General features: G+C 68.6%; 19 protein-coding genes and 1 pseudogene. 14 read left to right on the top strand and 6 right to left on the bottom strand.

Going from position 1 to position 22,060, the window contains the following annotated elements; translation table 11 throughout:
* Window positions 1-82: 82 nt before the first annotated feature.
* The 5 genes from FKR81_RS32930 to treZ are packed head-to-tail and all read left to right on the top strand — an operon-like array spanning window position 83 to window position 6,688.
* A complete protein-coding gene (locus FKR81_RS32930) occupies window positions 83-373 on the top strand; it encodes a hypothetical protein (protein ID WP_146358059.1) in 291 nt (96 codons plus the stop codon).
* 58 nt (window positions 374-431) lie between these two features.
* Complete coding sequence (glgX, locus tag FKR81_RS32935; protein ID WP_146358061.1) at window positions 432-2,546, top strand: glycogen debranching protein GlgX; 2,115 nt, start codon at window positions 432-434, stop codon at window positions 2,544-2,546.
* Complete coding sequence (gene treY, locus FKR81_RS32940; protein ID WP_146358063.1) at window positions 2,546-4,627, top strand: malto-oligosyltrehalose synthase; 2,082 nt, start codon at window positions 2,546-2,548, stop codon at window positions 4,625-4,627. Before glgX ends, treY begins: the two co-directional genes overlap by 1 nt.
* A gap of 32 nt (window positions 4,628-4,659) precedes the next feature.
* Window positions 4,660-4,989, top strand: a complete 330-nt coding sequence (locus tag FKR81_RS32945; RefSeq protein WP_146358065.1) for a hypothetical protein — start codon at window positions 4,660-4,662, stop codon at window positions 4,987-4,989.
* A 10-nt stretch (window positions 4,990-4,999) separates the two neighbouring features.
* Window positions 5,000-6,688 (top strand): malto-oligosyltrehalose trehalohydrolase, encoded by a 1,689-nt coding sequence (gene treZ / locus FKR81_RS32950; RefSeq protein ID WP_146358067.1) that lies wholly within the window; start codon window positions 5,000-5,002, stop codon window positions 6,686-6,688.
* Here the strand turns inward: treZ and FKR81_RS32955 are convergent.
* Window positions 6,583-6,948, bottom strand: a complete 366-nt coding sequence (locus FKR81_RS32955) for an ANTAR domain-containing protein (RefSeq protein ID WP_235921905.1) — start codon at window positions 6,946-6,948, stop codon at window positions 6,583-6,585. The genes treZ and FKR81_RS32955 overlap by 106 nt on opposite strands.
* 166 nt (window positions 6,949-7,114) lie before the next feature.
* Between FKR81_RS32955 and FKR81_RS32960 the strand changes: the two genes are divergently transcribed.
* The 6 genes and pseudogenes from FKR81_RS32960 to FKR81_RS45295 all read left to right on the top strand — a co-directional run.
* Window positions 7,115-7,297 carry a CsbD family protein gene (locus FKR81_RS32960; RefSeq protein ID WP_146358071.1) on the top strand — a complete coding sequence of 61 codons (183 nt, stop codon included), beginning with the start codon at window positions 7,115-7,117 and terminating at the stop codon, window positions 7,295-7,297.
* A gap of 148 nt (window positions 7,298-7,445) precedes the next feature.
* Window positions 7,446-7,907, top strand: a complete 462-nt coding sequence (locus tag FKR81_RS32965) for a UdgX family uracil-DNA binding protein (protein ID WP_456319424.1) — start codon at window positions 7,446-7,448, stop codon at window positions 7,905-7,907.
* A 351-nt stretch (window positions 7,908-8,258) separates the two neighbouring features.
* A complete protein-coding gene (locus FKR81_RS32970; RefSeq protein WP_146358073.1) occupies window positions 8,259-11,111 on the top strand; it encodes a glycosyl hydrolase family 95 catalytic domain-containing protein in 2,853 nt (950 codons plus the stop codon).
* A 49-nt stretch (window positions 11,112-11,160) separates the two neighbouring features.
* A complete protein-coding gene (locus tag FKR81_RS32975) occupies window positions 11,161-11,949 on the top strand; it encodes a hypothetical protein (protein WP_146358075.1) in 789 nt (262 codons plus the stop codon).
* Entirely contained in the window at window positions 11,940-13,952 is a 2,013-nt protein-coding gene (locus FKR81_RS32980; RefSeq protein WP_328593174.1) for an NPCBM/NEW2 domain-containing protein, read from the top strand. The genes FKR81_RS32975 and FKR81_RS32980 overlap by 10 nt, the downstream gene beginning before the upstream one ends.
* A 122-nt stretch (window positions 13,953-14,074) precedes the next feature.
* Window positions 14,075-14,146: pseudogene (locus FKR81_RS45295) on the top strand (BTAD domain-containing putative transcriptional regulator); the annotation flags it as partial.
* Here the strand turns inward: FKR81_RS45295 and FKR81_RS32990 are convergent.
* The gene (locus FKR81_RS32990; RefSeq protein WP_235921906.1) at window positions 14,133-15,497 is read right to left on the bottom strand and encodes an amino acid permease; all 1,365 of its coding nucleotides are present in this window, start codon (window positions 15,495-15,497) and stop codon (window positions 14,133-14,135) included. The pseudogene FKR81_RS45295 and the gene FKR81_RS32990 sit on opposite strands and share 14 nt — an antisense overlap.
* Before the next feature lie 130 nt (window positions 15,498-15,627).
* Here FKR81_RS32990 and FKR81_RS32995 point away from each other — a divergent pair, with 130 nt between their 5' ends.
* Together FKR81_RS32995 and FKR81_RS33000 are read left to right on the top strand one after the other, a co-directional pair.
* A complete protein-coding gene (locus tag FKR81_RS32995) occupies window positions 15,628-16,068 on the top strand; it encodes a hypothetical protein (RefSeq protein WP_146358079.1) in 441 nt (146 codons plus the stop codon).
* A 19-nt stretch (window positions 16,069-16,087) separates the two neighbouring features.
* Window positions 16,088-16,858, top strand: a complete 771-nt coding sequence (locus FKR81_RS33000) for a DUF3626 domain-containing protein (RefSeq protein ID WP_222598481.1) — start codon at window positions 16,088-16,090, stop codon at window positions 16,856-16,858.
* Window positions 16,859-16,870: 12 nt separating this feature from the next.
* Here FKR81_RS33000 and FKR81_RS33005 read toward each other — a convergent pair whose 3' ends face one another.
* The 3 genes from FKR81_RS33005 to FKR81_RS33015 form a co-directional block, all read right to left on the bottom strand.
* The gene (locus tag FKR81_RS33005) at window positions 16,871-17,365 is read right to left on the bottom strand and encodes a CAP family protein (protein ID WP_186763310.1); all 495 of its coding nucleotides are present in this window, start codon (window positions 17,363-17,365) and stop codon (window positions 16,871-16,873) included.
* Window positions 17,366-17,692: 327 nt separating this feature from the next.
* Window positions 17,693-18,835 carry a glycoside hydrolase family 88/105 protein gene (locus FKR81_RS33010; RefSeq protein WP_407936561.1) on the bottom strand — a complete coding sequence of 381 codons (1,143 nt, stop codon included), beginning with the start codon at window positions 18,833-18,835 and terminating at the stop codon, window positions 17,693-17,695.
* Between the two features lie 97 nt (window positions 18,836-18,932).
* Complete coding sequence (locus tag FKR81_RS33015) at window positions 18,933-19,883, bottom strand: LacI family DNA-binding transcriptional regulator (protein ID WP_235921908.1); 951 nt, start codon at window positions 19,881-19,883, stop codon at window positions 18,933-18,935.
* A 168-nt stretch (window positions 19,884-20,051) separates the two neighbouring features.
* Between FKR81_RS33015 and FKR81_RS33020 the strand changes: the two genes are divergently transcribed.
* Window positions 20,052-20,735 carry a S1 family peptidase gene (locus tag FKR81_RS33020; protein ID WP_146358085.1) on the top strand — a complete coding sequence of 228 codons (684 nt, stop codon included), beginning with the start codon at window positions 20,052-20,054 and terminating at the stop codon, window positions 20,733-20,735.
* On the opposite strand, the gene FKR81_RS33025 is transcribed toward FKR81_RS33020, so the two are convergent.
* Window positions 20,732-22,054 carry an aldehyde dehydrogenase family protein gene (locus FKR81_RS33025; RefSeq protein ID WP_146358087.1) on the bottom strand — a complete coding sequence of 441 codons (1,323 nt, stop codon included), beginning with the start codon at window positions 22,052-22,054 and terminating at the stop codon, window positions 20,732-20,734. The genes FKR81_RS33020 and FKR81_RS33025 overlap by 4 nt on opposite strands.
* Window positions 22,055-22,060: the final 6 nt, after the last annotated feature.

A 22,060-nucleotide genomic window follows, 5' to 3' on the forward strand; every position in this document is an offset into this window, starting at 1 on the left:
CTGCAGGCGATGGCCCTGCGGAGTACTGTAATTCCGTCACCCGGCGGAGACTTTGGAGGTGGCGTTTTCGATGAGTTCTGCCGTGAGCACGCAGAATCGGACTGACGTGCTGGAACTGGCCGTCGAGCAGGTGCTGGCCGCGGTGCGGCCCGCCGCACTCGGCGACCCGGTGATCGGGGCACGGCGCGCGGAGGAGTCCCTGCGCGACGCTCTGCGGGACGCCCGCCCGAGCACGGACAACCTGGCGCTGCTGCAGGCACTCGCGTGTGCCGAGGCGGCGTGCGAACACCTCAAGTACTGCGAGATCCAGGAAGCGCGCACGCTGCTGACGGCGGCGCGCGGTCAACTGGTGCTGGCCCACGAGAGGATGTGACGCCGCACGCGTGACGGGGTACTAGGGTCGTGTACCCACACATCCTGTGAGGAGCATTGTGCGGCCCTGGCCCGGAACGCCTTACCCGTTGGGCGCCACGTACGACGGCGTCGGCACCAACTTCACCCTGTTCTCCGAGGTCGCGGAGTACGTGGAACTCTGCCTCTTCGACGACGACGGGGGTGAGACCAGGATCAGGCTGCCGGAGGTGGACGGCTTCGTCCACCACGGCTACCTGCTGGGCATCGGATCAGGTCAGAAGTACGGCTACCGGGTCCACGGCCCGCACGACCCCGAGCGCGGCCTGCGGTGCAACCCCAACAAGCTGCTCATCGACCCGTACGCCAAGGCCATCAGCAACGGCATCGCGTGGGACGAGTCGCTCTTCGGCTACAAGTTCGGCAACCCGGAGGAGCGCAACGACGAGGACTCGGCCGCTCACGTGCCGAAGTCGGTCGTGGTGAGCCCGTTCTTCGACTGGTCCAACGACCGCCCGCCGAAGACGCCGTACAACGAGAGCGTGATCTACGAGGCCCACGTCAAGGGCCTCACGATCGACCACCCCGAGGTGCCGCCGCGGCTGCGCGGCACCTACGCGGGCATCGCGCACCCCGCCGTGATCGAGCACCTGCAGTACCTCGGTGTCACGGCCATCGAGCTCATGCCGGTGCACCAGTTCGTCACCGACCACGCGCTGTCCGAGCGCAGGCTGAGCAACTACTGGGGCTACAACACCATCGGTTACTTCGCGCCGCACGACGGTTACGCCGCGATGCCGGAGCAGGCGAACCAGGTGCAGGAGTTCAAGGGCATGGTGAAGGCCCTGCACGAGGCGAACATCGAGGTCATCCTCGACGTGGTCTACAACCACACCGCCGAGGGCAACCACCTCGGGCCCACGCTGTCCATGCGCGGCATCGACAACCAGGCGTACTACCGGCTGGTCGACGACGACCAGCAGTTCTACATGGACTACACGGGCACCGGTAACTCGCTGAACGTGCGCAGCCCGCACACCCTGCAGCTGATCATGGACTCGCTGCGCTACTGGGTCACCGAGATGCGCGTCGACGGCTTCCGCTTCGACCTCGCGTCCGCACTGGCCCGCGAGTTCTACGACGTCGACAAGCTGGCCACGTTCTTCGACCTCGTCCAGCAGGACCCGGTGGTGTCGCAGGTGAAGCTGATCGCGGAGCCGTGGGACGTCGGTCCCGGTGGCTACCAGGTTGGCAACTTCCCTCCACTGTGGACGGAGTGGAACGGCAAGTACCGCGACACCGTGCGCGACTTCTGGCGCGGCGAGGCGGCCACGCTCGGCGAGTTCGCGTCCCGCATCACCGGCTCGTCCGACCTCTACCAGGACGACGGGCGCAGGCCGTACGCGTCGATCAACTTCGTCACCGCGCACGACGGGTTCACGCTCAACGACCTGGTGTCGTACAACGACAAGCACAACGAGGCCAACGGCGAGGACGGCAACGACGGCCACGACGACAACCGGTCGTGGAACTGCGGGGCCGAAGGCGCGACCGACGACCCCGAGGTGCTGGAGCTGCGCGCGCGGCAGCGCCGCAACATGCTCGCCACGGTCCTGCTGTCGCAGGGCACACCGATGCTGCTGCACGGCGACGAGTTCGGCCGCACCCAGCAGGGCAACAACAACGCCTACTGCCAGGACAACGAGGTCTCCTGGGTCGACTGGTCGCTCGCCGGGACCAACCGCGACCTGGTCGAGTTCACCTCCGCGCTGATGGCGTTCCGCAAGGCGCACCCGGTGTTCCGGCGGCGCAGGTTCTTCCACGGCAAGCCCATCCGCACGGGCGACGAGGGGCTGCGCGACATCGCGTGGTTCACGCCAGCGGGCGAGGAGATGACCGAGCAGCACTGGGGCAACGACTTCGGCCGCTGCGTCGTCGTCTTCCTCAACGGTGAGGGCATCCCGGACCTCGACCCGCGCGGCATGCGGGTGCTCGACGACTCGTTCCTGATGGCGTTCAACGCGCACCACGAGGACATCCAGGTCACGCTGCCGGACGAGAGCTACGGTCCGGAGTGGACGGTCGTGGTCGACACGGCGACCGGGCAGGTCGGTGACGGCGGCAAGCCGGTCGCCGCGTCCGGGCACATCACGCTCGTCGCCAGGTCGCTCGTCGTCCTCCAGCGGGTCGGCTGATGCACTCGACCTACCGCGTGCAGTTCACGCCGGGCTTCACGTTCCACGACGGCGTCCGGGTGCTCAACTACCTGCGCAGGCTCGGCGTCGGCGCGCTCTACGCGTCGCCGATGCTCGACGCGCGGGAGGGGTCGACGCACGGCTACGACGTGGTCGACCCGACCCGCGCACGGCAGGAGCTCGGCGGCGACCAGGGCCGGGCTGTTCTCCAGGAAGAGCTGCGGCGCAGGGGAATGGGCCTCGTCGTCGACATCGTGCCGAACCACATGGCCGTGCCGAACCCGTGGTGGGACGACGTCCTCGCGCACGGCCGGAAGTCGCAGTACGCCGCGTTCTTCGACATCGACTGGTCCGAGGGCAAGGTGCTGCTGCCGGTGCTGCCGGAGGACGCGGCCGACGAGGAGCACGAGCACTACCGCAAGGTCGACTGGCGGCGCGGCAACACCGAGCTGAACTACCGCAGGTTCTTCGACATCACCGAGCTCGCCGCGCTGCGCGTCGAGGAGCAGGAGGTGTTCGACGCGACGCACGACGAGGTGCTGTCGTGGCAGGCGGACGGCCTGCGCGTCGACCACCCGGACGGGCTCGCCGACCCCGGCGGCTACTTCCGCAGGCTGCGCGAGCGCACCGGCGCGTGGATCGTCGTCGAGAAGATCCTCGGGCCGGACGAGGAGCTGCCGCAGAGCTGGCCGGTCGACGGCACCACGGGCTACGACGCGCTGCGCGAGATCTGCGGCGTGTTCATCGACCGGGCCGCGGAATCGTACTTTCGGGGTGATTTCCACACCGTCGAGCACGACAGCCGCGAACTCGTCGCGAACACGATCCTGGCCGCCGAGGTGGGCCGGATCGCCAGGCTGGTCAAGGACGTCGACCACACCGAGGCGTGCGTCGCCGTCGCCGAGGTGATGGTCAACTTCCCGGTCTACCGGTCGTACCTGCCGGAGGGCTGGAGCCACTGGGAGCAGGCCGTCGCGCGGTCGTCGAGCCCGGCCGTGCGCGCGCTGGACGAGCAGGTGCGGGCGGATCCGCACGGCGAGCTGGCCACCCGGTTCCAGCAGACGTCCGGCATGGTCGTCGCGAAGGGCACCGAGGACACCGCGTTCTACCGGTACACGAACTTCGTGGCGCTCAACGAGGTCGGCGGCGCACCGGACCGGTTCGGCGTGTCCGTCGACGAGTTCCACTACCGCGCGGCGCACCGCGAGTCCGCGTTCCCGCGTTCGATGACGACCCTGTCGACGCACGACACCAAGCGTTCCGAGGACGTCCGGGCGCGGCTGGCCGTGCTCGCGGAGATCCCCGAGGACTACCGGGCCGCCGAGTGGCGGTGGAGCGAGAAGCACGGCCTGCCCGAGCCGACGCTGAACGAGCTGGCGTGGCAGTCGCTGCTCGGCGCGTGGCCGATCAGCGCCGAACGGCTGGAGCGCTACCTCGAGAAGGCCTCGCGCGAAGCCAAGATCGCGACGTCGTGGGTCGACCGCAACGAGCGGTTCGACGAGGTGGTCCAGGCGTGGCCCGTCGACCTGCTCGCGGATTCCGCTGTGGTGCAGGAGATCAGCGCGTTCGTCGACCGGATCACGCCTGCCGGGTGGTCGAACTCGTTGGGGCAGAAGCTGGTCCAGCTCACCGCGCCCGGTGTGCCGGACGTGTACCAGGGCACCGAGCTGTGGGACTTCTCGCTCGTCGACCCGGACAACCGCCGCCCGGTCGACTACGAGCTGCGCTCGGAACTGCTGGGGCGCATCGAGTCCGGCTGGCTGCCGGAGGTCGACTCGACCGGTGCCGCGAAGCTGCTCGTCGTGCAGCGGGCGCTGTCGGTGCGCGCGTCGTTGTCCGGGTACCGGCCGATGTTCGCCGAGGGCCCGTCCGCGGCGCACGTGCTCGCGTTCCAGCGGGGCGACGTCGTGACGGTCGCGACGCGGTTGCCGATGGGGCTCTCGCACTCCGGCTGGCGGGACTCCGTGCTGCCGTTGCCACCGGGTGAGTGGACGGACGTCTTGACAGGCCGTCCGGCCGTCGCGGAGCTGTCTCACCTGCTCGAGGTGTATCCGGTGGCGCTTCTCACCAGGAATAGGTGAACCGGAGAAGGTCTCGCGGACGTGGTCGCGCTATGGGTTTGTGGGATCACTACGAGGCGCTCACCGCCGAGCACCGGGCAGAACTGGATTCGTTGACGCCGGAGCAGCGCCGGTGCGCTCTCGACGAGTGGCAGTCGAGACGCGCGGCGGTGGCGGCGATGAGGGACGCGGTGGCCAGCACGGCGGGCGTCCTCGACGTGACCGTGGACCTGCTCATACTCGAGCTGAAGCACCAGGAGGACGAGAACCGCCGCAACGCGCTCGTCGACTTCATGATCGAGATCTGCGGGACGGCTGCCGCAGCGCGCGCGTTCGTCGAGGGCAAGCCGCCGGGGGACGTGTTGGAGGCGTTCGGGCGCTAGCCTTCGTCGGGTGAACTTCTCCGTCTGGGCGCCGAACGCAGACAAGGTCCTGATCCGCGTGGACGGGAAGGACCACGAGATGACCCGCGTCGTCGACACCTGGCTCACGACCCTGCGGCCGGGCCACGGCACCGACTACTGCTACGTCGTCGACGGCGAGGCTCTGCCCGATCCGCGGTCGCGGTGGCAGCCCAACGGCGTGCACGAGCCGTCGCGCGTCTACGAGCACACGTTCGCGTGGACCGACCAGCACTGGACCGGCCGCGCGCTGCCCGGTGGCGTCATCTACGAGCTGCACATCGGTACGTTCACGGCCGCCGGCACGTTCGACGCGGCCATCGGGAAGCTGGACCACCTGGCCGACCTCGGTGTGACCCACGTCGAGGTGATGCCGGTGAACTCGTTCGACGGCGTCGACGGCTGGGGTTACGACGGCGTGCTGTGGGGCGCGGTGCACGAGCCCTACGGCGGACCGGACGGCTTCAAGCGGTTCGTGGACGCGTGCCACGACCGCGGGCTCGCGGTGCTGCTCGACGTGGTCTACAACCACCTCGGTCCCTCCGGCGCGTACCTCGACCGGTTCGGTCCCTACTTCGCGGGTCGCAACGACTGGGGCCCCGGCCTCAATCTCGACGGTCCCGGCAGCGATGCCGTGCGGGCCTACGTCATCGACAACGCGCTGTCCTGGCTGCGGGACTTCCACGTCGACGGTCTGCGCCTCGACGCCGTGCACGCGTTGAACGACCGGAGCGCGGTGCACCTGCTGGAGCAGCTCGCGATCGAGGTGGACGCGCTGTCCGCGCGCGTCCGCAGGCCGTTGACGCTGATCGCCGAGTCCGACCTCAACGACGCCCGCCTGGTAACTGCTCGCGAAGGCGGCGGGACCGGCCTGCACGCGCAGTGGTCCGACGACCTGCACCACTGCCTGCACGTCGCGCTGACCGGGGAGACCGACGGCTACTACGCGGACTTCCCCGGCATGCTGCACGCGACGCTGGAGAACGTCTTCCACCACGCGGGCACGTGGTCGTCGTTCCGCGGCCGCAAGCACGGCAAGCCGGTGGACAAGCACCTGATCCCCGGCCACCGCTTCCTCGGGTACCTGCAGAACCACGACCAGATCGGCAACCGCGCGATCGGTGACCGGCTGACCGCCACCGTCCCGCCCGAGCGGCTGCTCGCCGCCGCCGCGATCGTGTTCGGTTCCCCGTACACCCCGATGATCTTCATGGGGGAGGAGTGGGCGGCGCGCACGCCGTGGCAGTTCTTCGCGTCGTTCCCGGATCCCGAGCTGGCCGAAGCGGTGCGGACGGGCCGCAGGCGCGAGTTCGCGCGGCACGGCTGGGGTGAGTCGGACGTGCCGGACCCGATGGACCCGGCGACCGTCGAACGGTCGCGGCTGCGGTGGTCCGAACTCGACGAGAACGCGTCGTTCCACGAGACCTACCGCGCGCTGATCGCGTTGCGCAGGGACCACCCGGATCTCGCGGACCCGCGGCTGGACCAGTTCTTCGTCGAGTCGAGCAACTCGTGCTTCGTGCTGTTCCGCGGAGATCTGCGGGTGATCGCGAACCTCGGTCCCGAGCCGTATCGCTACGTGCCCGCCTCCGAGGTCGTGTTCGCGTCGCCGTCGGTGTCGTTCTCGCCGTCGGACATGGCCGTCGTGGTTCCCCCGGACTCGTTCGCGGTGGTCAGGTAATCCCACAGCGCCTGGTCCGCAGGGGCGACCGGGTTGCCGAGGTGCGCGGTGACGAACGCGGTCACGAGTCTTCGCGCCGCGATGTGCAGCTTGATGTTGTGGTGCTGCGAGAGCTGCACGAGCAGCTCGAACGCCTGGTGCGGCGTGCAGGGTGTGCGGGCGGCGATGAGGCCGGTCGCTTGCCCGATGACCGTGCGGTTCTGCAGCGCCTTGCGCAGGCCTGCCACCTCGGCCTCGAGAGCGGCGATACTCGCTGACACCGCCGGGCTCCTTTCGCGTCGCTGGGTCATTTCGGCACGCCAGCAACGCGACAGGCTGCGGGAGGCACCCAGGGCAAGCCGCTACTGGCTTGCGGCTGGGTTCTCAACCGCGAGAGATCACTTTAGCCTCTCGTTTCGCACCTCGGCCCTGGGGTAACCGGTAGGCATGGGTACCGATGACAAGTTCGAGAACAAGGCTGAGGAACTCAAGGGTCGCGCGAAGGAGAAGCTGGGCGAGGCGACCGACAACGAGCAGTGGGAGGCCGAGGGCCGGGCCGAGCGCGCCAAGGGTGCGCTGAAGCAGGCCGGCGAGAAGGTCAAGGACGCCTTCCGCAGCGACCACAAGTAGACGCTTCCGTGAGCGCCGCCGCGTTCGTCCCCGCCGGGGCGAGCCTGGCGGCGCTCCGTCGTGCGGCGGTCGAGTGCCGTGGCTGTGACCTCTACCAGCACGCGGATCGGACCGTTTCGGCGAGGGACCGTCGCACGCGCGGATCGTCATGGTGGGCGAGCAGCCCGGTGATCGCGAGGACGTCGAAGGTCACCCGTTCGTCGGGCCCGCCGGCCGGCTGTTGGACAAGGCGCTGGACGAGGTCGGCATCGACCGCGGGCAGGTGTACCTGACGAACGCGGTCAAGCACTTCAAGTTCACCGAGCGCGGCAAGCGGCGCATCCACGCGCAGCCGAAGCGGTCCGAGGTCCTGGCCTGCCTGCCGTGGCTCTCCGCCGAGCTGGACGTGATCGAGCCGCGGCTGGTCGTGGTTCTGGGTGCCGTCGCGGCGAAAGCGCTGTTGGGGCCGAGCTTCAAGCTGACCGCTCACCGCGGTGAGGTGCTGCCGGGGGAGCACTACGACCTGATCGCGACCGTGCACCCGTCCGCCGTGCTGCGCGCACCGGAGCGGGACAAGGCCTACGCCGAGTTCGTCGCGGATCTCAGGGTCGTCAAGAAGGTCCGGGTGTAGGACGACCCCCGGACTGCTTCCCCGCGCTAGGAGTAGCGGGGCCGAGCGGGACCAAGTGCTCGGAGTCCGGGGGTCGGGTGGCTGCCTGGTATTCACCAGGGGGTCACCGGTTGGTGGTCCTAGCGGACAGCCACCTCACGAGTCCCGTAGCTATACAACTGCGGACCACCTCCTCTCATGTGTAAGGCGAACTTATGCGGTGATCACGGGCGTCGCAACGGAGTTTCGCCGAAAACGTATTCATCGGACCGTTACCCACTCTTGACCCTGTGTGGGCCACGTCATACGCTGCGCAACTAGTACACATCCGATCTTTCGTTACCGCCGCCGCGGACACGAAGGGGTTGTGCAGTGGACCTCTCGCGGCGAGGGCTGCTCGGTGGCGTCATGGCGGGTGCGGCGTTGACCGCTCTACCGGTGAACGCGGAGGCGGCCCCCACGGATGTGGAGATCACCGGTGGTGCGTCGATCAGGAACCGGATGCGCACCGACCAGGAGTGGTCGCGGTTCCTCGCCGGGCAGGACCTCGTCTGGCAGCGCGTGCCGCGCGCCTGGTACGAGGGTCCCTTCCTGGGCAACGGTTTCCTGGCCATGCAGGTCTACCGCGAGCCGGGTGCGAACGCGCTGCGGTTCACCGTCGACCACGCCAAGGTGCAGGACCACAGACCCGAGTTCGGCAACGAGTGGGGCGTGGCGCGGCTGCCCGTCGGACGGCTGCTGCTCACCCCGGTCGGCAAGATCACCGGGGTCGACCTGCGCCTCGACCTGTGGAACGCCGAGCTGCGCGGCACCGTGCTCACCGACAAGGGCGAGCTGGCCGTCCGCGCGTTCATCCACGCCCAGAAGTCGTTGCTGCTGCTGGACGTCCGGCCGACCTCGGGTGAGCGCGAGTTCAAGCTGGAGTACCAGGCGCTGGACGCGCTGAGCCCGCGCACCATCCGCGAGCCACCGCCCAAGACGTTCCCGCTCAACCCGAAGCCGACGACGCGCACCGAGAACGGCACGACGATCGTCACGCAGGAGATGGTCGCCGGCGGGCAGACCGCGACGGCGTACTGGACGCGGAAACGGCACGGCCGCACGGACTTCGCGCTGTCCGTGACGCACACCTTCCCGGATCGGGCCGCGGACGCGATCGTCCGCGACACGGTGGCGCGGGCCCAGGCGACGCCGTCCGAGGTGCTGCGCCACCAGCACCAGAAGTGGTGGCACCGCTTCTACCGCGCGAGCTTCGTGTCCGTGCCGGACGCGCTGATGCAGAGCTTCTACTGGATCCAGTTGTACAAGCTCGCGTCCGCGGCCCGCGCCGAGGCGCCGATCATGCCGACCACCGGGCCGTGGCTGGAGCCGACGCCGTGGCCTTCGGTGTGGTTCAACCTCAACGCGCAGCTCGAGTACTGGCCCGTCTACGGCGCCAACCATCTCGACCTCGACCCGATCCCGCGCACCATCTCGCAGAACCAGCAGATCCTCGTCGACGCGCTGCGCCCCGAGTTCCGCACCGACTCGATGGGCCTGCGCCGCAGTGCCGATCCAACGTTCCAGGACGCCGGGTTCGTCGGCTCGCCGCTGCACCCGTCGCCGGATCCCGAGCTGGGCAACCTGCCGTGGCTGCTGCACAACGCGTGGCTGTCCTACCGGCACACCATGGACGAGACGATCCTGCGCGACACGGTGTTCCCGGTGCTGCGCCGGTCCACCAACTACTACCTGCACTTCCTGCGCAAGGGCAACGACGGCAAGCTGCACCTGCTGCCGACCTACTCGCCCGAGTACGGCGTCGCGCCGGACTGCAACTTCGATCTCGGTCTGCTGCGCTGGAGCTGCCGCACGCTGCTGGACTCCGCGCGGATCCTGAAGATCAGCGACCCGCTCGCGCCCAAGTGGCAGGAAGTGCTCGACACGCTCGTCGACTACCCGGCCGACGCGAACGGGTTCATGATCGGCGCGGGCGTGCCGTTCGCCAAGTCGCACCGGCACTACTCGCACATGCTCGCCGTCTACCCGCTGCACCTGGTCAACTGGGAGCAGCCGCAGTCGCGCGACCTCATCGAGAAGTCGTTGCGGCACTGGCTGAGCTTCGAGGGATCGCTCCGCGGCTTCACGTTCACCGGCGCGGCGTCGATCGCGGCGCAGATGACGCGCGGCGACGAGGCGCTGCGGTACCTGCGCGAGTTCGTGGCGCGGTTCGCGCAGCCGAACACCATGTACTTCGAGGCCGGTCCGGTCATCGAGACGCCGTTGTCCGGCGCGAAGTCGTTGCAGGACATGCTGTGCCAGAGCTGGGGTGACGTGATCCGGATCTTCCCGGCCGTCCCGTCGGCCTGGAAGGACGTGGTGCTGCACGACTTCCGCACCGAGGGCGCGTTCCTCGTCAGCGCGGTGCGCAAGGAGGGCGTCACGCAGTTCGTGCGCGTGCGGTCCGAGGCCGGTGCGCCGTGCCGCGTCCGCACCGGGATCGCGGGCAAGCTGAAGGTGCACGGGTGCGCGCGCTGGCGGGTCGAGGGTGACGTGGTCGTGCTGGAGCTGCACCGCGGCCAGGAGGCCGTGATCCACGCGGCGGGCGCGCACCCGGACTTCACCATCGCGCCGGTGAAGATCACCGAGCCCGCTCGTGCGTGGGGGCTGCCCGCGTTGCCGCCGGGCGGTGTCGCGGCACCGGTCGACATCACGGGGCTCTTCGACAACGACGGGTTGAGCAACGAGTTCACCAGCCGGGACGGCGACTTCGACGGCGCGGGCAACACCTACCCCGCCGCACAGGTGCCGCAGACCGGGGGAGTGACCGACGACGGCATCCCGTTCGAGTTCACCAACGGCGACGAGGCGAGCAAGAACAACGTCATCGCGGCTGGCCAGACCATCGCGATGCCCGCGGGCAGGTACGCGAAGCTGCACCTGCTGGCCGCCGCCGACACCGGCAACGTCGACGCACCCGGTGTCGCGACCTATGTGGACGGTACGACCGCGCCGATCCGCTTCGCCGTGACGGCATGGCGTTCGGGACCGCAGTTCGGTGAGAGCGAGCCGATCACCACGACGCTGATGCACACGCCGTCCGGGCCGCAGCAGGCGAAGGTCGCGATCTTCCACCAGGTGATCGGGCTCGACCCCGCGCGCGACCTCGCGTCCATCACGTTGCCGAAGCTGGCGGGTCCACGCCTGCACGTCTTCGGCATCACCTTGGAGAAAGCCAAGGCCTGACTTCCACGGATACCGCCGCCGCCGAAGGAGAGATCCGAAGGAGGCACCAATGTCAGAGCTGACTCGTCGAGACGCCGTGAAACTCGGCGCGCTCGGAGCCGTCACCCTGGGGGGTCTGGCCGCTCGTCCCGCGTACGCCGACCCCGTGATCCAGGCGGACTGGGTGCTGAAGTGGAGCCCGAACCCGGCGACGGACGGCCTGCGCGCGTTCGAGGGACTGGAGGACGACCGCTCCGGTTCGCACAAGCCGGTCAAGCACATCTACGTCGAGGGCGACCACTTCCGGTTCGACATGCACACCCGTGACCGCGACGGCTCGGACCGGCAGCGCAACGAGTCCAAGGGCATGCGCTCGGGCAACACCGTGCACAAGATCATGAAAGACGAGACCTGGAAGATCACCTACCAGGCGTTCTGGCCGTCGTCGCTGACCGCGACGACGCGGTTCTGCCACATCTTCCAGATGAAGGTCCAGGACGTCGGTGGTCCACTGTGGACGCTTACACCGCGGGCGAAGGACAAGCCCACCATGACCGTGGACACGAGGCGCGACAACGACGCGCTCACGTCGCACGACGCCGGCGACTACACGGCGATGCAGAACAAGTGGGTTGACGTCGAGTGGGACTTCAAGGCGTCCAACAGCGGCGGCTACCTGCACTGGAAGATCAGCGACGCGGGCACCGTGCTCGCCGACGGACGCACGACCGCCGTGGACCTGTGGCGGGACAAGAACTACCTGCGGCCCAAGTGGGGCATCTACCGCAGCATCGAGAGCGCAGGCCTGAAGGACTGTTACCAGCTCATCCGCAACTACAGGGGATACAAGTGGCAGTAGTGAGAACGATCGTCACGACGCTGGCGCTCGTCGCCGCGTCACTCGCGGTACCCGCGTCGGTGATCCAGGCACCGCCCGCGGTCGCCGCGGAGCCCGAGCTCGCGATGACCCCGCCGATGGGGTTCAACAACTGGAACGCCACGGGTTGTGACGTCGACGAGAAGCTCATCAGGGACATGGCGGACATCTTCGTGTCCTCCGGCCTGAAGGAGGCGGGCTACCAGTACGTCAACGTCGACGACTGCTGGGCCGACGCCGAGCGCGACCCGGCGACCGGCAGGCTGCGCAACCACCCGACGAAGTTCCCCAGCGGCATCAAGGCGCTCGGGGACTACATCCACTCGAAGGGCCTGAAGTTCGGCATCTACACGAGCGCGGGCACGCAGACGTGCGCGAAGACGATGCCGGGCGGTCTCGACCACGAGGAGATCGATGCGCAGACGTTCGCCGACTGGGGCGTCGACTACCTCAAGTACGACAACTGCAACAACCAGAACCGCCCGTTCCTCGAGCGGTACACGAAGATGCGCGACGCGTTGAAGAAGACCGGGCGTCCCATCGTGTTCTCGATCTGCGAGTGGGGTCAGAACAAGCCGTGGGAGTGGGGCAAGGGCGTCGGCCAGCTCTGGCGCACCACGGGTGACATCAACGACACCTACACCAAGATGATCGAGATCCTGAAGCTGAACGCGCCGCTGGCGTCCTACGGCGGTCCGGGCCACTGGAACGACCCGGACATGCTGGAGGTCGGCAACGGTGGCATGACGAACACCGAGTACCGCAGCCACTTCAACCTGTGGGCGGTCATGGCCGCGCCGCTGCTGATCGGCTCGGACCTGCGCAAGGTGTCCAAAGCGGATTTCGACATCCTGCTGAACTCCGACGTCATCGCGGTCAACCAGGACAAGCTCGGCGCGCAGGGCACGGTGCTCAAGAACGCCAACGGTCACTGGGTCTTCGTCAAGCCGCTGGCCAACGGCGACAAGGCGGTCACGTTCTTCAACGAGGGCGAGGTCAACGCGACGATCTCCACCACGGCGCAGGAGATCGGCCTGCCGCGCAGCATCGGCTACACCGTGCGGGACCTGTGGCAGCACAAGGATCTGCAGTCCGCGGGCACCCTCACGGCGTCACTGCCGCCGCACGGCAGCGCGATGTTCCGCATCAAGGCGTCGCAGGACTGGTTCCGCCACGAGCCGTCCATCGACGCGGCGATCGACGTGGCCGCCCCGCACCAGGGCATTCCCGGCACCATCGTGCCCGCGGGCGAGCCGTTCACGACGACCGTGACGGCGACCAACCAGGCACCGATCCCCGTGCTGGACGCCTCGGTGGCCTTGAAGGCACCGCAGGGCTGGAAGGTCGAGCGGATCAAGTCGGAGCGCAAACACGTTCTGCTGCCGGGCAAAGCGGTGTCCGGGACCTGGCGCATCACGCCACCCGCCGGGGTGAGCCCCGGTGACTACCAGCTCGGCGGCGGGCTGGAGATGACGTGGGTGGGCCACGGCAGGCTGACCCGCACGTCCGGCTCGGGTCTGCTCGTGCCCGGTGCACCTCCTGCCGGTGTCGTCGACCTGGCGACGGTGAAGACCACCAAGGAACGCGGTGGCTACGGCCCGATCGAGCGCAACATGTCCAACGGCGGCCCCAAGGGCAACGACGGCAAGCCCATGGCCATCAACGGGAAGAAGTACGCCACGGGCCTCGGCGGGCACGCACCGTCCGAGGTGATCCTCTACGTCGGCGGCAAGTGCTCGGCGTTCCAGGCCGACGTCGGCATCGACGACGAGCGCGACGCCGTGATGATGGGCTCGGCGACGTTCGAGGTGTGGGCCGACGGCAAGAAGGTGGCGGACAGCGGCCTGCGCACCTGGCAGGACGACGCGGTGACGCTGAACGCGTCCCTCGCCGGCGCGAAGTTCCTGCGCCTGGTCATCACCGACGGCGGCGACGGCGTCCGGTACGACCGAGGCGACTTCGCCACGCCGGTTCTCACCTGCTGACCCGGTAGTGCCGTCAGGGCCGCGCTTGCGGACTCCGCAAGCGTGGCCCTGATGGTTTCACCAGGTCAGAACCAGCTCTGGTAGGCGAGCACCCGCTGGCCGAGTCGCTCACGACGGCGTTGATGCTGGCGTTGCAGGCGGTCGGCAGGCCGGGGGAGGCGCTGACGTCGTACCAGCGGATCAGGCGCCGTCTCGTGGACGAGCTGGGGCTGGATCCTGGACCGCAGCTGCGGGCGGCGCATCAGGCGATCCTGCGCGGTGGACGAACCGGCTGAACGCCAGCACCACCAGCACGAGGACGGCGGTCGACAGGATCTGCACGCGGGCCTGGTCGTCGAGCAGCATCAGCACGATCACGCCACCCATCCCGGCCAGCGCGAGCCAGGTCAGGTACGGGTAGCCCCACATGGGCACGGCGGGCGCGACCATCGTCCGCCGCAACCGCAGCTCCGACACGGCGACGAACGCCCACACGACGAGCAGCGCTGAGCCGACCGCGTTGAGCAGGTAGAGGAAGATCGTGTCCGGCCACAGCAGGTTGAGCACCACGGACACGAACCCGAACGCGGTGGACGCGAGCACCGCGTAGCGCGGCACCCCGTGCCACGTGTCGAGCATCTTCCGCGGCGCCTCACCGCGTTCGGCGAGCGAGTAGAGCATCCGGGCAGCGCCGAACAGCGTCGCGTTGATGGCGCTGAGCAGTGCGACGAACACGACCACGTTCATGATCTGGCCGGCACCGGGCACGCCGATGCGATCGAGCACCGCGACGTACGGGCTGGCGCCGACTTCGGCCGAGTCCCACGGCAGCAGCGTCACGATGACGACCATGGAACCCAGGTAGAACACGAGCAGCCGGAACATCGACGAGCGGACGGCCTTGCCGACGGCGCGCTTCGGGTCCTCGGCGTCCGCGGCGGCGATCGTCACGACCTCGATGCCGCCGAACGCGAACACCACGGCGAGCAGGCCGGCCGCGACGCCACCCCAGCCGTGCGGCAGGAAGTCGCGGAGGTTCGTGAAGCCGACGGCCGAGGTGTCCGGCAGCAGGCCGAAGATCGCCAGGCCGCCGAGGATCAGGAAGATGATGATCGCGGCCACCTTGAGCGCCGCGAACCAGAACTCGAACTCGCCGAACGAGCGGACCGGTGCCAGGTTCACCGCGGTCAGCACCGACATGAACAGCAGCACCCACGCCCACTGGGGGATCGCGGGCCACCAGGACGTCGCGAGCGTCGCCGCGCCGGTCGCCTCGACTGCCAGCACCACCACGACCGTCGACCAGTAGACCCAGCCGACGGTGAAGCCCGCCCACTGGCCGAGCGCCTTCTCGGCGTGCACGGAGAACGCGCCGCGCGACGGGTACTCGGCGGCCATCTCCGCGAGCATCCGCATCACCAGCAGGGCGAGCAGACCGGCCAGGGTGAAGGACACCAGGATGCCCGGACCGGCGACCGCGATGCCGGCGCCGGTGCCGACGAAGAGGCCCGCACCGATCACACCGCCCAGGGCGATCATGGAGAGATGACGCTGACGCAGGGACATGCTCATTCTCCAGTTCAAGTGAGGCGATAGCGGAAGAATAGTGAATTCATGGTGGCGAGGAGTGAAATATTGTGACCTAGGCAACAAGCCGAAGTGGGTGAGGACGATGGCAGTCGTACAGCAAGAGGGTTTGGGCGATTTCTCAGTCTTCGAGGAGTTGTTCTCCAGCTGGGAGTGGCTCGTCCTGCGGGCGGGCTCCCGCCTGCTGCTGAACACCGACCACCAGGTCAGCGCGGTCGAGCTCCCGATGGGGATCGGCGGCGAGGTGCAGCACTACCTGGCGGTGCGGATGCTCGCCGGTCCCGTGGTGGTGTTGCCCGGTGCGCCCGCGCGCTGGCTCATCCTCACGCAGTCCGCTGACGAAGCGTCGCAGGTCAACCTGATTCGTCTGCGGGCACGCGGTGCGCTCACCCACCGGAGCGGGACGCTCGTGCCGCTGCCGCCCAGTCGTACCGACCGCGGTGACGTCACCTGGCTCGGCTCACCTCCCGTCGGTCGCCCGTTCCTGCCGCCCTACAGCGCGGTCGTGGCGTCCGTCCGCGCGGTGACCGAGTCGGCGGGTATTCGTTGACCACGGCAGAATAGGCGATGTGTGGGAGAACGCTATCGCGCATGTGGCGGCATTGTCGGTGGGAGATCCGGTCGATCCGTCGTTGCGCGTCAGTCTGAACTTCCACCCTGATCGCGGTCGAATTCTGTCGTTTCTCTATCGCGACGGCGTCTATCGGTCTCAATTCGAGACGGGCACCAGCAACGGTGGTCTCGGCGGCGCGCGGCACGAGTGGGAGAGCCGGTTGTTCGGCGGGGTGTACGACGAGGCGCCGCCCGCGCACCGGCCCAAGTACGGGGCGCTGAACTTCCGGCGCAAGCAGGCCGGGGGAGCACCCCGGTTCGGCTCGGCGCACTTCCGGCTGAACGCGGCGACGCTGGCGCGGACGACGTTCTGCTACCCGGACAGCGTGTTCGAGCCGGTCGACTTCGGAACGGCCGAGCGGATGTCGCTGGTGGACCTGGCCTCAGCGGACACCAAGGACGCGTTGGACGACTACGTCGAGGCGCACGTGCACGGCCCGGTCGGCATCGGCGGCGACGTCGAGGCGCTGGTGCTGGACCCGTGCTACCGCGGCACCGAGGTCGAGGACCTCGCGCACCGGCTGCCGTGCCGCGTGGAGTGGCACCGCGGTTTCCGGCTGCACGTGTCGGACCTCGACCCCGGATACCGGGGGCCCGAGATCGCCGCGCTCGGGCACGCGCTGGCGCGGAACGGGTTCCTCGACGCCAGGATCGTCGGTGAGGCGGTGGGGTCGCACGACCCGCAGGACCTCAAGCGGTTGTGGCACTGCATAGCGAGATTCGGCTAGACCGGCCGGCTTTCAGGCGGGTCGCCGGACGTTGTCCACGAACTTGCCGAGCGTGTTGCCGCGCTTGGCGAAGTTCACGACCACGTAGGTGCCGGACCGGCCCTGGGCGAGCCCGACGCCGACCAGCGTGGACGACTGCCACACGAGCGCGGTGAAGTGCAGCTTGGTGTAGTCGACGTTCCCCGCGTTGTACTCCTTGGCGTAGTCGTACCCGCGGCTCTCGCCGTACCAGTTCTCGATCGCCTTGGTCGCGACGGCGTCCAGCGCCCTGGTGCGGCTGCCGACCGCGTACAGGTTCTCGCCGTACAGGTTGTTCGGGCGGTGCTCGAACGTGTCGGTTGTCTGGAGGTGGTCGGCCCATTCCTGAGCTGTTCGGGTGACCTCGGGGTCGACCGTCAGCGGGGCAGCGCCGTGCTTGGCGCGGTGCTTGTTGATGAGCTCGACGGTGACCGCCACGGGGTCGGCCGGAGCGGCGTACGCGGTGCCCGGAACGACGAGGGCGAGCACGGCTGCGATTACGGGGAGCAATTGGCGCATGACTCGGTTGTCCCCGATTGGGCTAACCGGAGCAACACTTTCGGGTGTCTCAACTGGCGCTAGGTGATCGTCTCGCGCCTGAGTGTGACGAAGACCACAGCAATGTGCTGGTTCACCCGTCCCATTTGTCTTAACTCGCGATTACTCGCCCGTAACGCCCGTACGGTGTGATTCGAGACACGTTTGAGAGGAGGCGGACATGGGAAATGTCGGGATTCTGGACGACGAGGACGGCGGCTACGTCCGCGGGTACGACTAGCGGGCCGTGAGGGGGCGTTCCCCCTCACGGTCGCGAGGTCAGCCCGAGGTGCGGGCCAGCTGTTCGTTCATGATCAGGAACGCGCCGAGGCCGTGGAAGTCGTTGGTGTTGCGCGGACGTGCGTAGTAGTAGTCCGCGTTGCCGACGTTCGTGCCCTCGGAGATGTCCTTGATGTCGGTCAGTCCGCTGGAGTTGACCGACGCCTTCGCGAGCACGCCCTGGTAGCCCTTGGTCGCGACCGGCTTGTACTCCGGGCCGAGCCAGCCGCGCTCGACACCGCGCGACAGCATGAACGTGTACATCGACGACGCCGAGGTCTCGGTCCAGTTCTTCGAGTTCGAGCACTTGTCGACGATCTGGCACCACCGGCCGGTCGCCTGGTCCTGGTAGCGGGTGTAGCCCTTCGCCAGGTGCTGGACGATCGCGATGAGGTCAGCGCGGCCGGGGTGGTTCGCGGGCAGGATGTCCAGCAGATCGATCGCGGTCATGCCGAACCAGCCGATGGCGCGCGCCCAGTGCTCAGCCGAATGCTTGCCGGGGTTCTTGGCCCACGACTCGGAGCCGTCCGCGTCGTAGGCGTGCCACAGCAGGCCGTCGTCGGACTTCAGGTGCGCGAAGTACGCCTTCATGTTCCGCACGGCCTCGTCGTAGCCGTAGGGCTGGTTGTACGCCTTGGCGTACATGGCGATGAACGGCTGCGCCATGTAGACGCCGTCCGCCCACAGCTGCCCGACCTTGCTGGTGGCGTGGTACATGCCGCCGTCGGACGTGCGCGGGTAGCTGGTGAACTTGGCGCGGACCTTGTCCGCCGCCTTCTTGTACTTGTCCTGTCCGGTTTCCTGGTGCAGGATCACGAACAGCGTCGCGGACCGCATGGCGTCCAGGTTGGTGTAGCCCTGGTCCGTGCTGCCGTCCGCCTTAACGAAGCGGTCCGCCCACGCCTTGATGTAGTCCAGGTACTTCTTCTCGCCGGTGCGCTTGTAGACGAGGTACTGCCCGTACAGGTAGAGGCCTCGGGTGTAGCCCCATCCGCCGAGCTTGTCCGGCGTGTAGCGCTTCATGGTCGAGTCGATCACTGCCTTCGACCAGTCCGCTGGCGGTGCCGCCGCCGCCGTTGTGGTCGCCGGAGCTGTCAAGGCCACCGTGGTGGCGAGGATGCCGAGGAATCGAGCTGTCCTCACGACGTGTTCCTCCCTACGTGCCCGGAACGGGCAGGTGCACCGACGGCGGCGGAAGGACGTCAGACGACGAAAAGCTTTCCGGGTGCTGCCAGCTTCGTCAAGAGAACATCGGAGCTTTCCCGGTGCTGGCGCGGGGCACCAGTCGCGTCGGCAGCTCGCGGCACTCGGCCGGGCCGCCCGCCAGCCGGTCGACGAGCAGGTCGACCGCGACCCGCCCGGCCTCCTCGGTGGGCATCGCGACGGTGGTCAGCGGCGGGTGGCACATCGCCGCGTAGAGGATGTTGTCGAACCCGGTGACGCTGATGTCCTCCGGCACCCTGATCCCGCGCGTGGAGAGGTGGCTCAGCACGCCGAGCGCCATCAGGTCGTTGTAGGCGATGATCGCCGTCGCGCCGGTGGAAAGCGCTTGCCGTGCTCCTTCGACGCCGCCGTCGAAGGTCGGCTCGAACGGGCCGAGCCTCCTCGCGCGGTCGGCGAGACCGACGAGCCTGCGCCGGTGTGACCACGACTGCTCCGGTCCGCCCAGGTAGACGCGGTCGGTGTGGCCGAGCTCCGCCAGGTGCTCGACGACCTGCGCCATGCCGGAGGCGCTGTCCATCAGCACCGAGGAAACGCCTGGCAGCGTGCGGTTGAGCAGCACCATGGGTGTGGTGTCGGCGAGCTCGGCGACCTGGTCGTCGTCCAGCAGGGACGCGCACAGCACCACGCCGTCCACCTGGGCCGCCATGGTGCGGACGAGCGCGTCCTCCGCGGCCACCCTGCTGTCGCAGAAGAACACCGCGCAGCCGGCCTCGTGGGCGCGGGACTGCACGCCGCGCAGCACCGCGGGGTAGAAGGGGTTCTCCAGGTCGGGCACCACGATCCCGAGGTTGCCGGTGCGCCCGGTGATCAGGCTGCGGGCGGCGCGGTTCGGCTCGTAGCCCAAACCGCGCACCACCTCGAGCACCCGCTGCCGGGTCGCTTCCTTGACCAGGCCGGGCGCGCTGAGCGCGCGGGAGACCGTCGACACGGAGACCCGTGCCTGCCTGGCGACATCCCTGATCGTCACCGCCACATCGAAATCATGACAGTCAAGGTCAAGATCGCCCGATTCATCCGAGGTCTGTTGACTGACTGATGGGTCAGTCAACAAACCGACGATCGTACGTGGTGAACGATCAGAAACGCGTGCAAATCTCATGTCCCACCGTCACGGGCTCGACGGGAAGGACACACCATGAAGATCAGATCAACCCTGCTCGGCGTGGTTCTGCTGTTCGGTGCGGCCCCGGCGGCACAGGCCGCGGACATCGACGTGAAGATCATCGGTGGTGAAGAGGTCGCCAGCGCCCCGTGGGTGACCGGCCTGTACTGGGACGACTGGTTCGGCTGCTCGGCGTCGGTGATCGCTCAGCGCTGGGTGCTCACTGCGCGGCACTGCGTCGGTGACCTACCGACCCACGTGATGATCGGGAACGTGAACATCGGCCAGGGCAGGCGCGTGAACGTCGACCGCGGGCAGGTCTCTCCCGTCGGTGACGTGGCGCTGCTGCACCTGGCCTCCAACGCGAACACGACGTTCGCGCAACTGGCCTCCCAGGACCCGAGGGCGGGAGCGACGAACTACATCTACGGATGGGGGACGTATGAGGTCGGTGAGGGCAAACCGGTGTCACCGCGGCTCAAACGCGCCGCGGTCACGGTCACAGGTCCGGGCAGGGACGCCTACAACGGCCGCGCGATCGACAGCAAGTGGGCCTCCGGAGCCACCGGCGGAACCGCCGGTTACGGCGACTCCGGAGGACCTCAGATGAGCGGCAACGTCCAGGTCGGCGTCTGCTCGACCGGCGACTACGTGAACGTGCAGTACGCCAGCGTCGCGGCCAACCGCTCCTGGATCCGTCAGGTGTCGGGGGTCTAGAGCTCGATGCCCGTCAGCACCAGCACGCGGGGCTCCGTCAGGTCGTCCATCGCCGAGCGGAGCCCTTCGCGACCGATACCGGACTCCTTCACGCCGCCGTACGGCATCTGGTCCGCCCGGTACGACGGCACGTCGCCCACGATCACACCACCCACCGCGAGGTGCTTCGCGGCCCGGAAGGCGACCCGGACGTCGGTGGTGAACACCCCGGCCTGCAGGCCGTAGCGCGACGCGTTGACCCGGTCGAACGCCTCGTCGGTGCTGTCCACGGAGGACAGCACCACGACCGGGCCGAACACCTCCTCCGCGTTGACCTTCGCGTCCTCGGGCACGTTGGTCAGCACGGTGGGGGCGTAGCTCGCACCGTCACGGGTGCCGCCGGTCAGCACGGTGGCACCCGCCGCAACGGCCTCGTCCACCCACTGCTCGACGCGCTCGGCGGCGGCCAGGTTGATCAGCGGCCCGACCTCCTCCGCAGGGTCGAGCTTGCGCACCTGTGCGACGACCGCGTCGGCGACCTCGTCGAACCGGTCGCTGTGCACGTACACGCGCTGCACCGAGATGCACGACTGGCCGCCCTGGTACATGGCGAACGTCGCGATCCGCTGCGCCGCCCAGTCCACGTCGGTCCAATCCGGACAGACGACGACCGCGGCGTTGCCACCCAGCTCGAGCGTGACGTGCTTGCGCGGCACGCGGTCCCGGATGCCCCAGCCGACCGGACCGGAACCGGTGAACGACACGACCGGCAGCCGCGGGTCCTCGACCAGGCGCGCGGTGTCCTCGTTCGAGATGTGCAGCACGGCCCAGGCGCCGTCGGGCAGATCCGTCTCGGCCAGGATCTCGCCGAGCAGGAACGCCGTGCGCGGCGTCGCGGGCGCGGGCTTGAGGATGATCGGCGCGCCGACCGCGATCGCCGGGGCGACCTTGTGCGCCACCAGGTTCAGCGGGAAGTTGAACGGCGCGATGCCCAGGACCGGGCCCCGCGCGGTGCTGCGGACGAGCGCGACGCGGCCCTCGGCTGCCGGGTCGGTGTCGAGGCGCTGCAGCTCGCCGGAGAACCGGCGCGCCTCCTCGGCCGCCCAGCGGAACGTCGAGACCGCGCGGGCCACCTCGAGCCGCGCCCACTTGAGCGGCTTGCCCGACTCCTCGTTGATGAGCTGGGCGAACTCCTCGGCGCGCTCGCCGATGCGGCGGGAGATGAGGTCGAGCGCCGTGGCGCGGACGTGGGCGGGGGAGCCGGCGAACGCCGGTGCCACCGCGTGTGCGGCGGCGACCGCGCGTTCGACGTCCTCAGGGGTGTTGAACGGGGTGGTCACTCACGT

Source organism: Lentzea tibetensis (assembly GCF_007845675.1).
GTDB classification, from domain to species: domain Bacteria; phylum Actinomycetota; class Actinomycetes; order Mycobacteriales; family Pseudonocardiaceae; genus Lentzea; species Lentzea tibetensis.

What these genes read in the sequence shown, in the direction of transcription:
- treY (WP_146358063.1), top strand. Translation starts at nt 2,546, where the DNA reads ATGCACTCGACCTACCGCGTGCAGTTCACGCCGGGCTTCACGTTCCAC.
- FKR81_RS32945 (WP_146358065.1), top strand. Translation starts at nt 4,660, where the DNA reads ATGGGTTTGTGGGATCACTACGAGGCGCTCACCGCCGAGCACCGGGCA.
- FKR81_RS32960 (WP_146358071.1), top strand. Translation starts at nt 7,115, where the DNA reads ATGGGTACCGATGACAAGTTCGAGAACAAGGCTGAGGAACTCAAGGGT.
- FKR81_RS32965 (WP_456319424.1), top strand. Translation starts at nt 7,446, where the DNA reads ATGGTGGGCGAGCAGCCCGGTGATCGCGAGGACGTCGAAGGTCACCCG.
- FKR81_RS32975 (WP_146358075.1), top strand. Translation starts at nt 11,161, where the DNA reads ATGTCAGAGCTGACTCGTCGAGACGCCGTGAAACTCGGCGCGCTCGGA.
- FKR81_RS32990 (WP_235921906.1), bottom strand. Translation starts at nt 15,497, where the DNA reads ATGTCCCTGCGTCAGCGTCATCTCTCCATGATCGCCCTGGGCGGTGTG.
- FKR81_RS33020 (WP_146358085.1), top strand. Translation starts at nt 20,052, where the DNA reads ATGAAGATCAGATCAACCCTGCTCGGCGTGGTTCTGCTGTTCGGTGCG.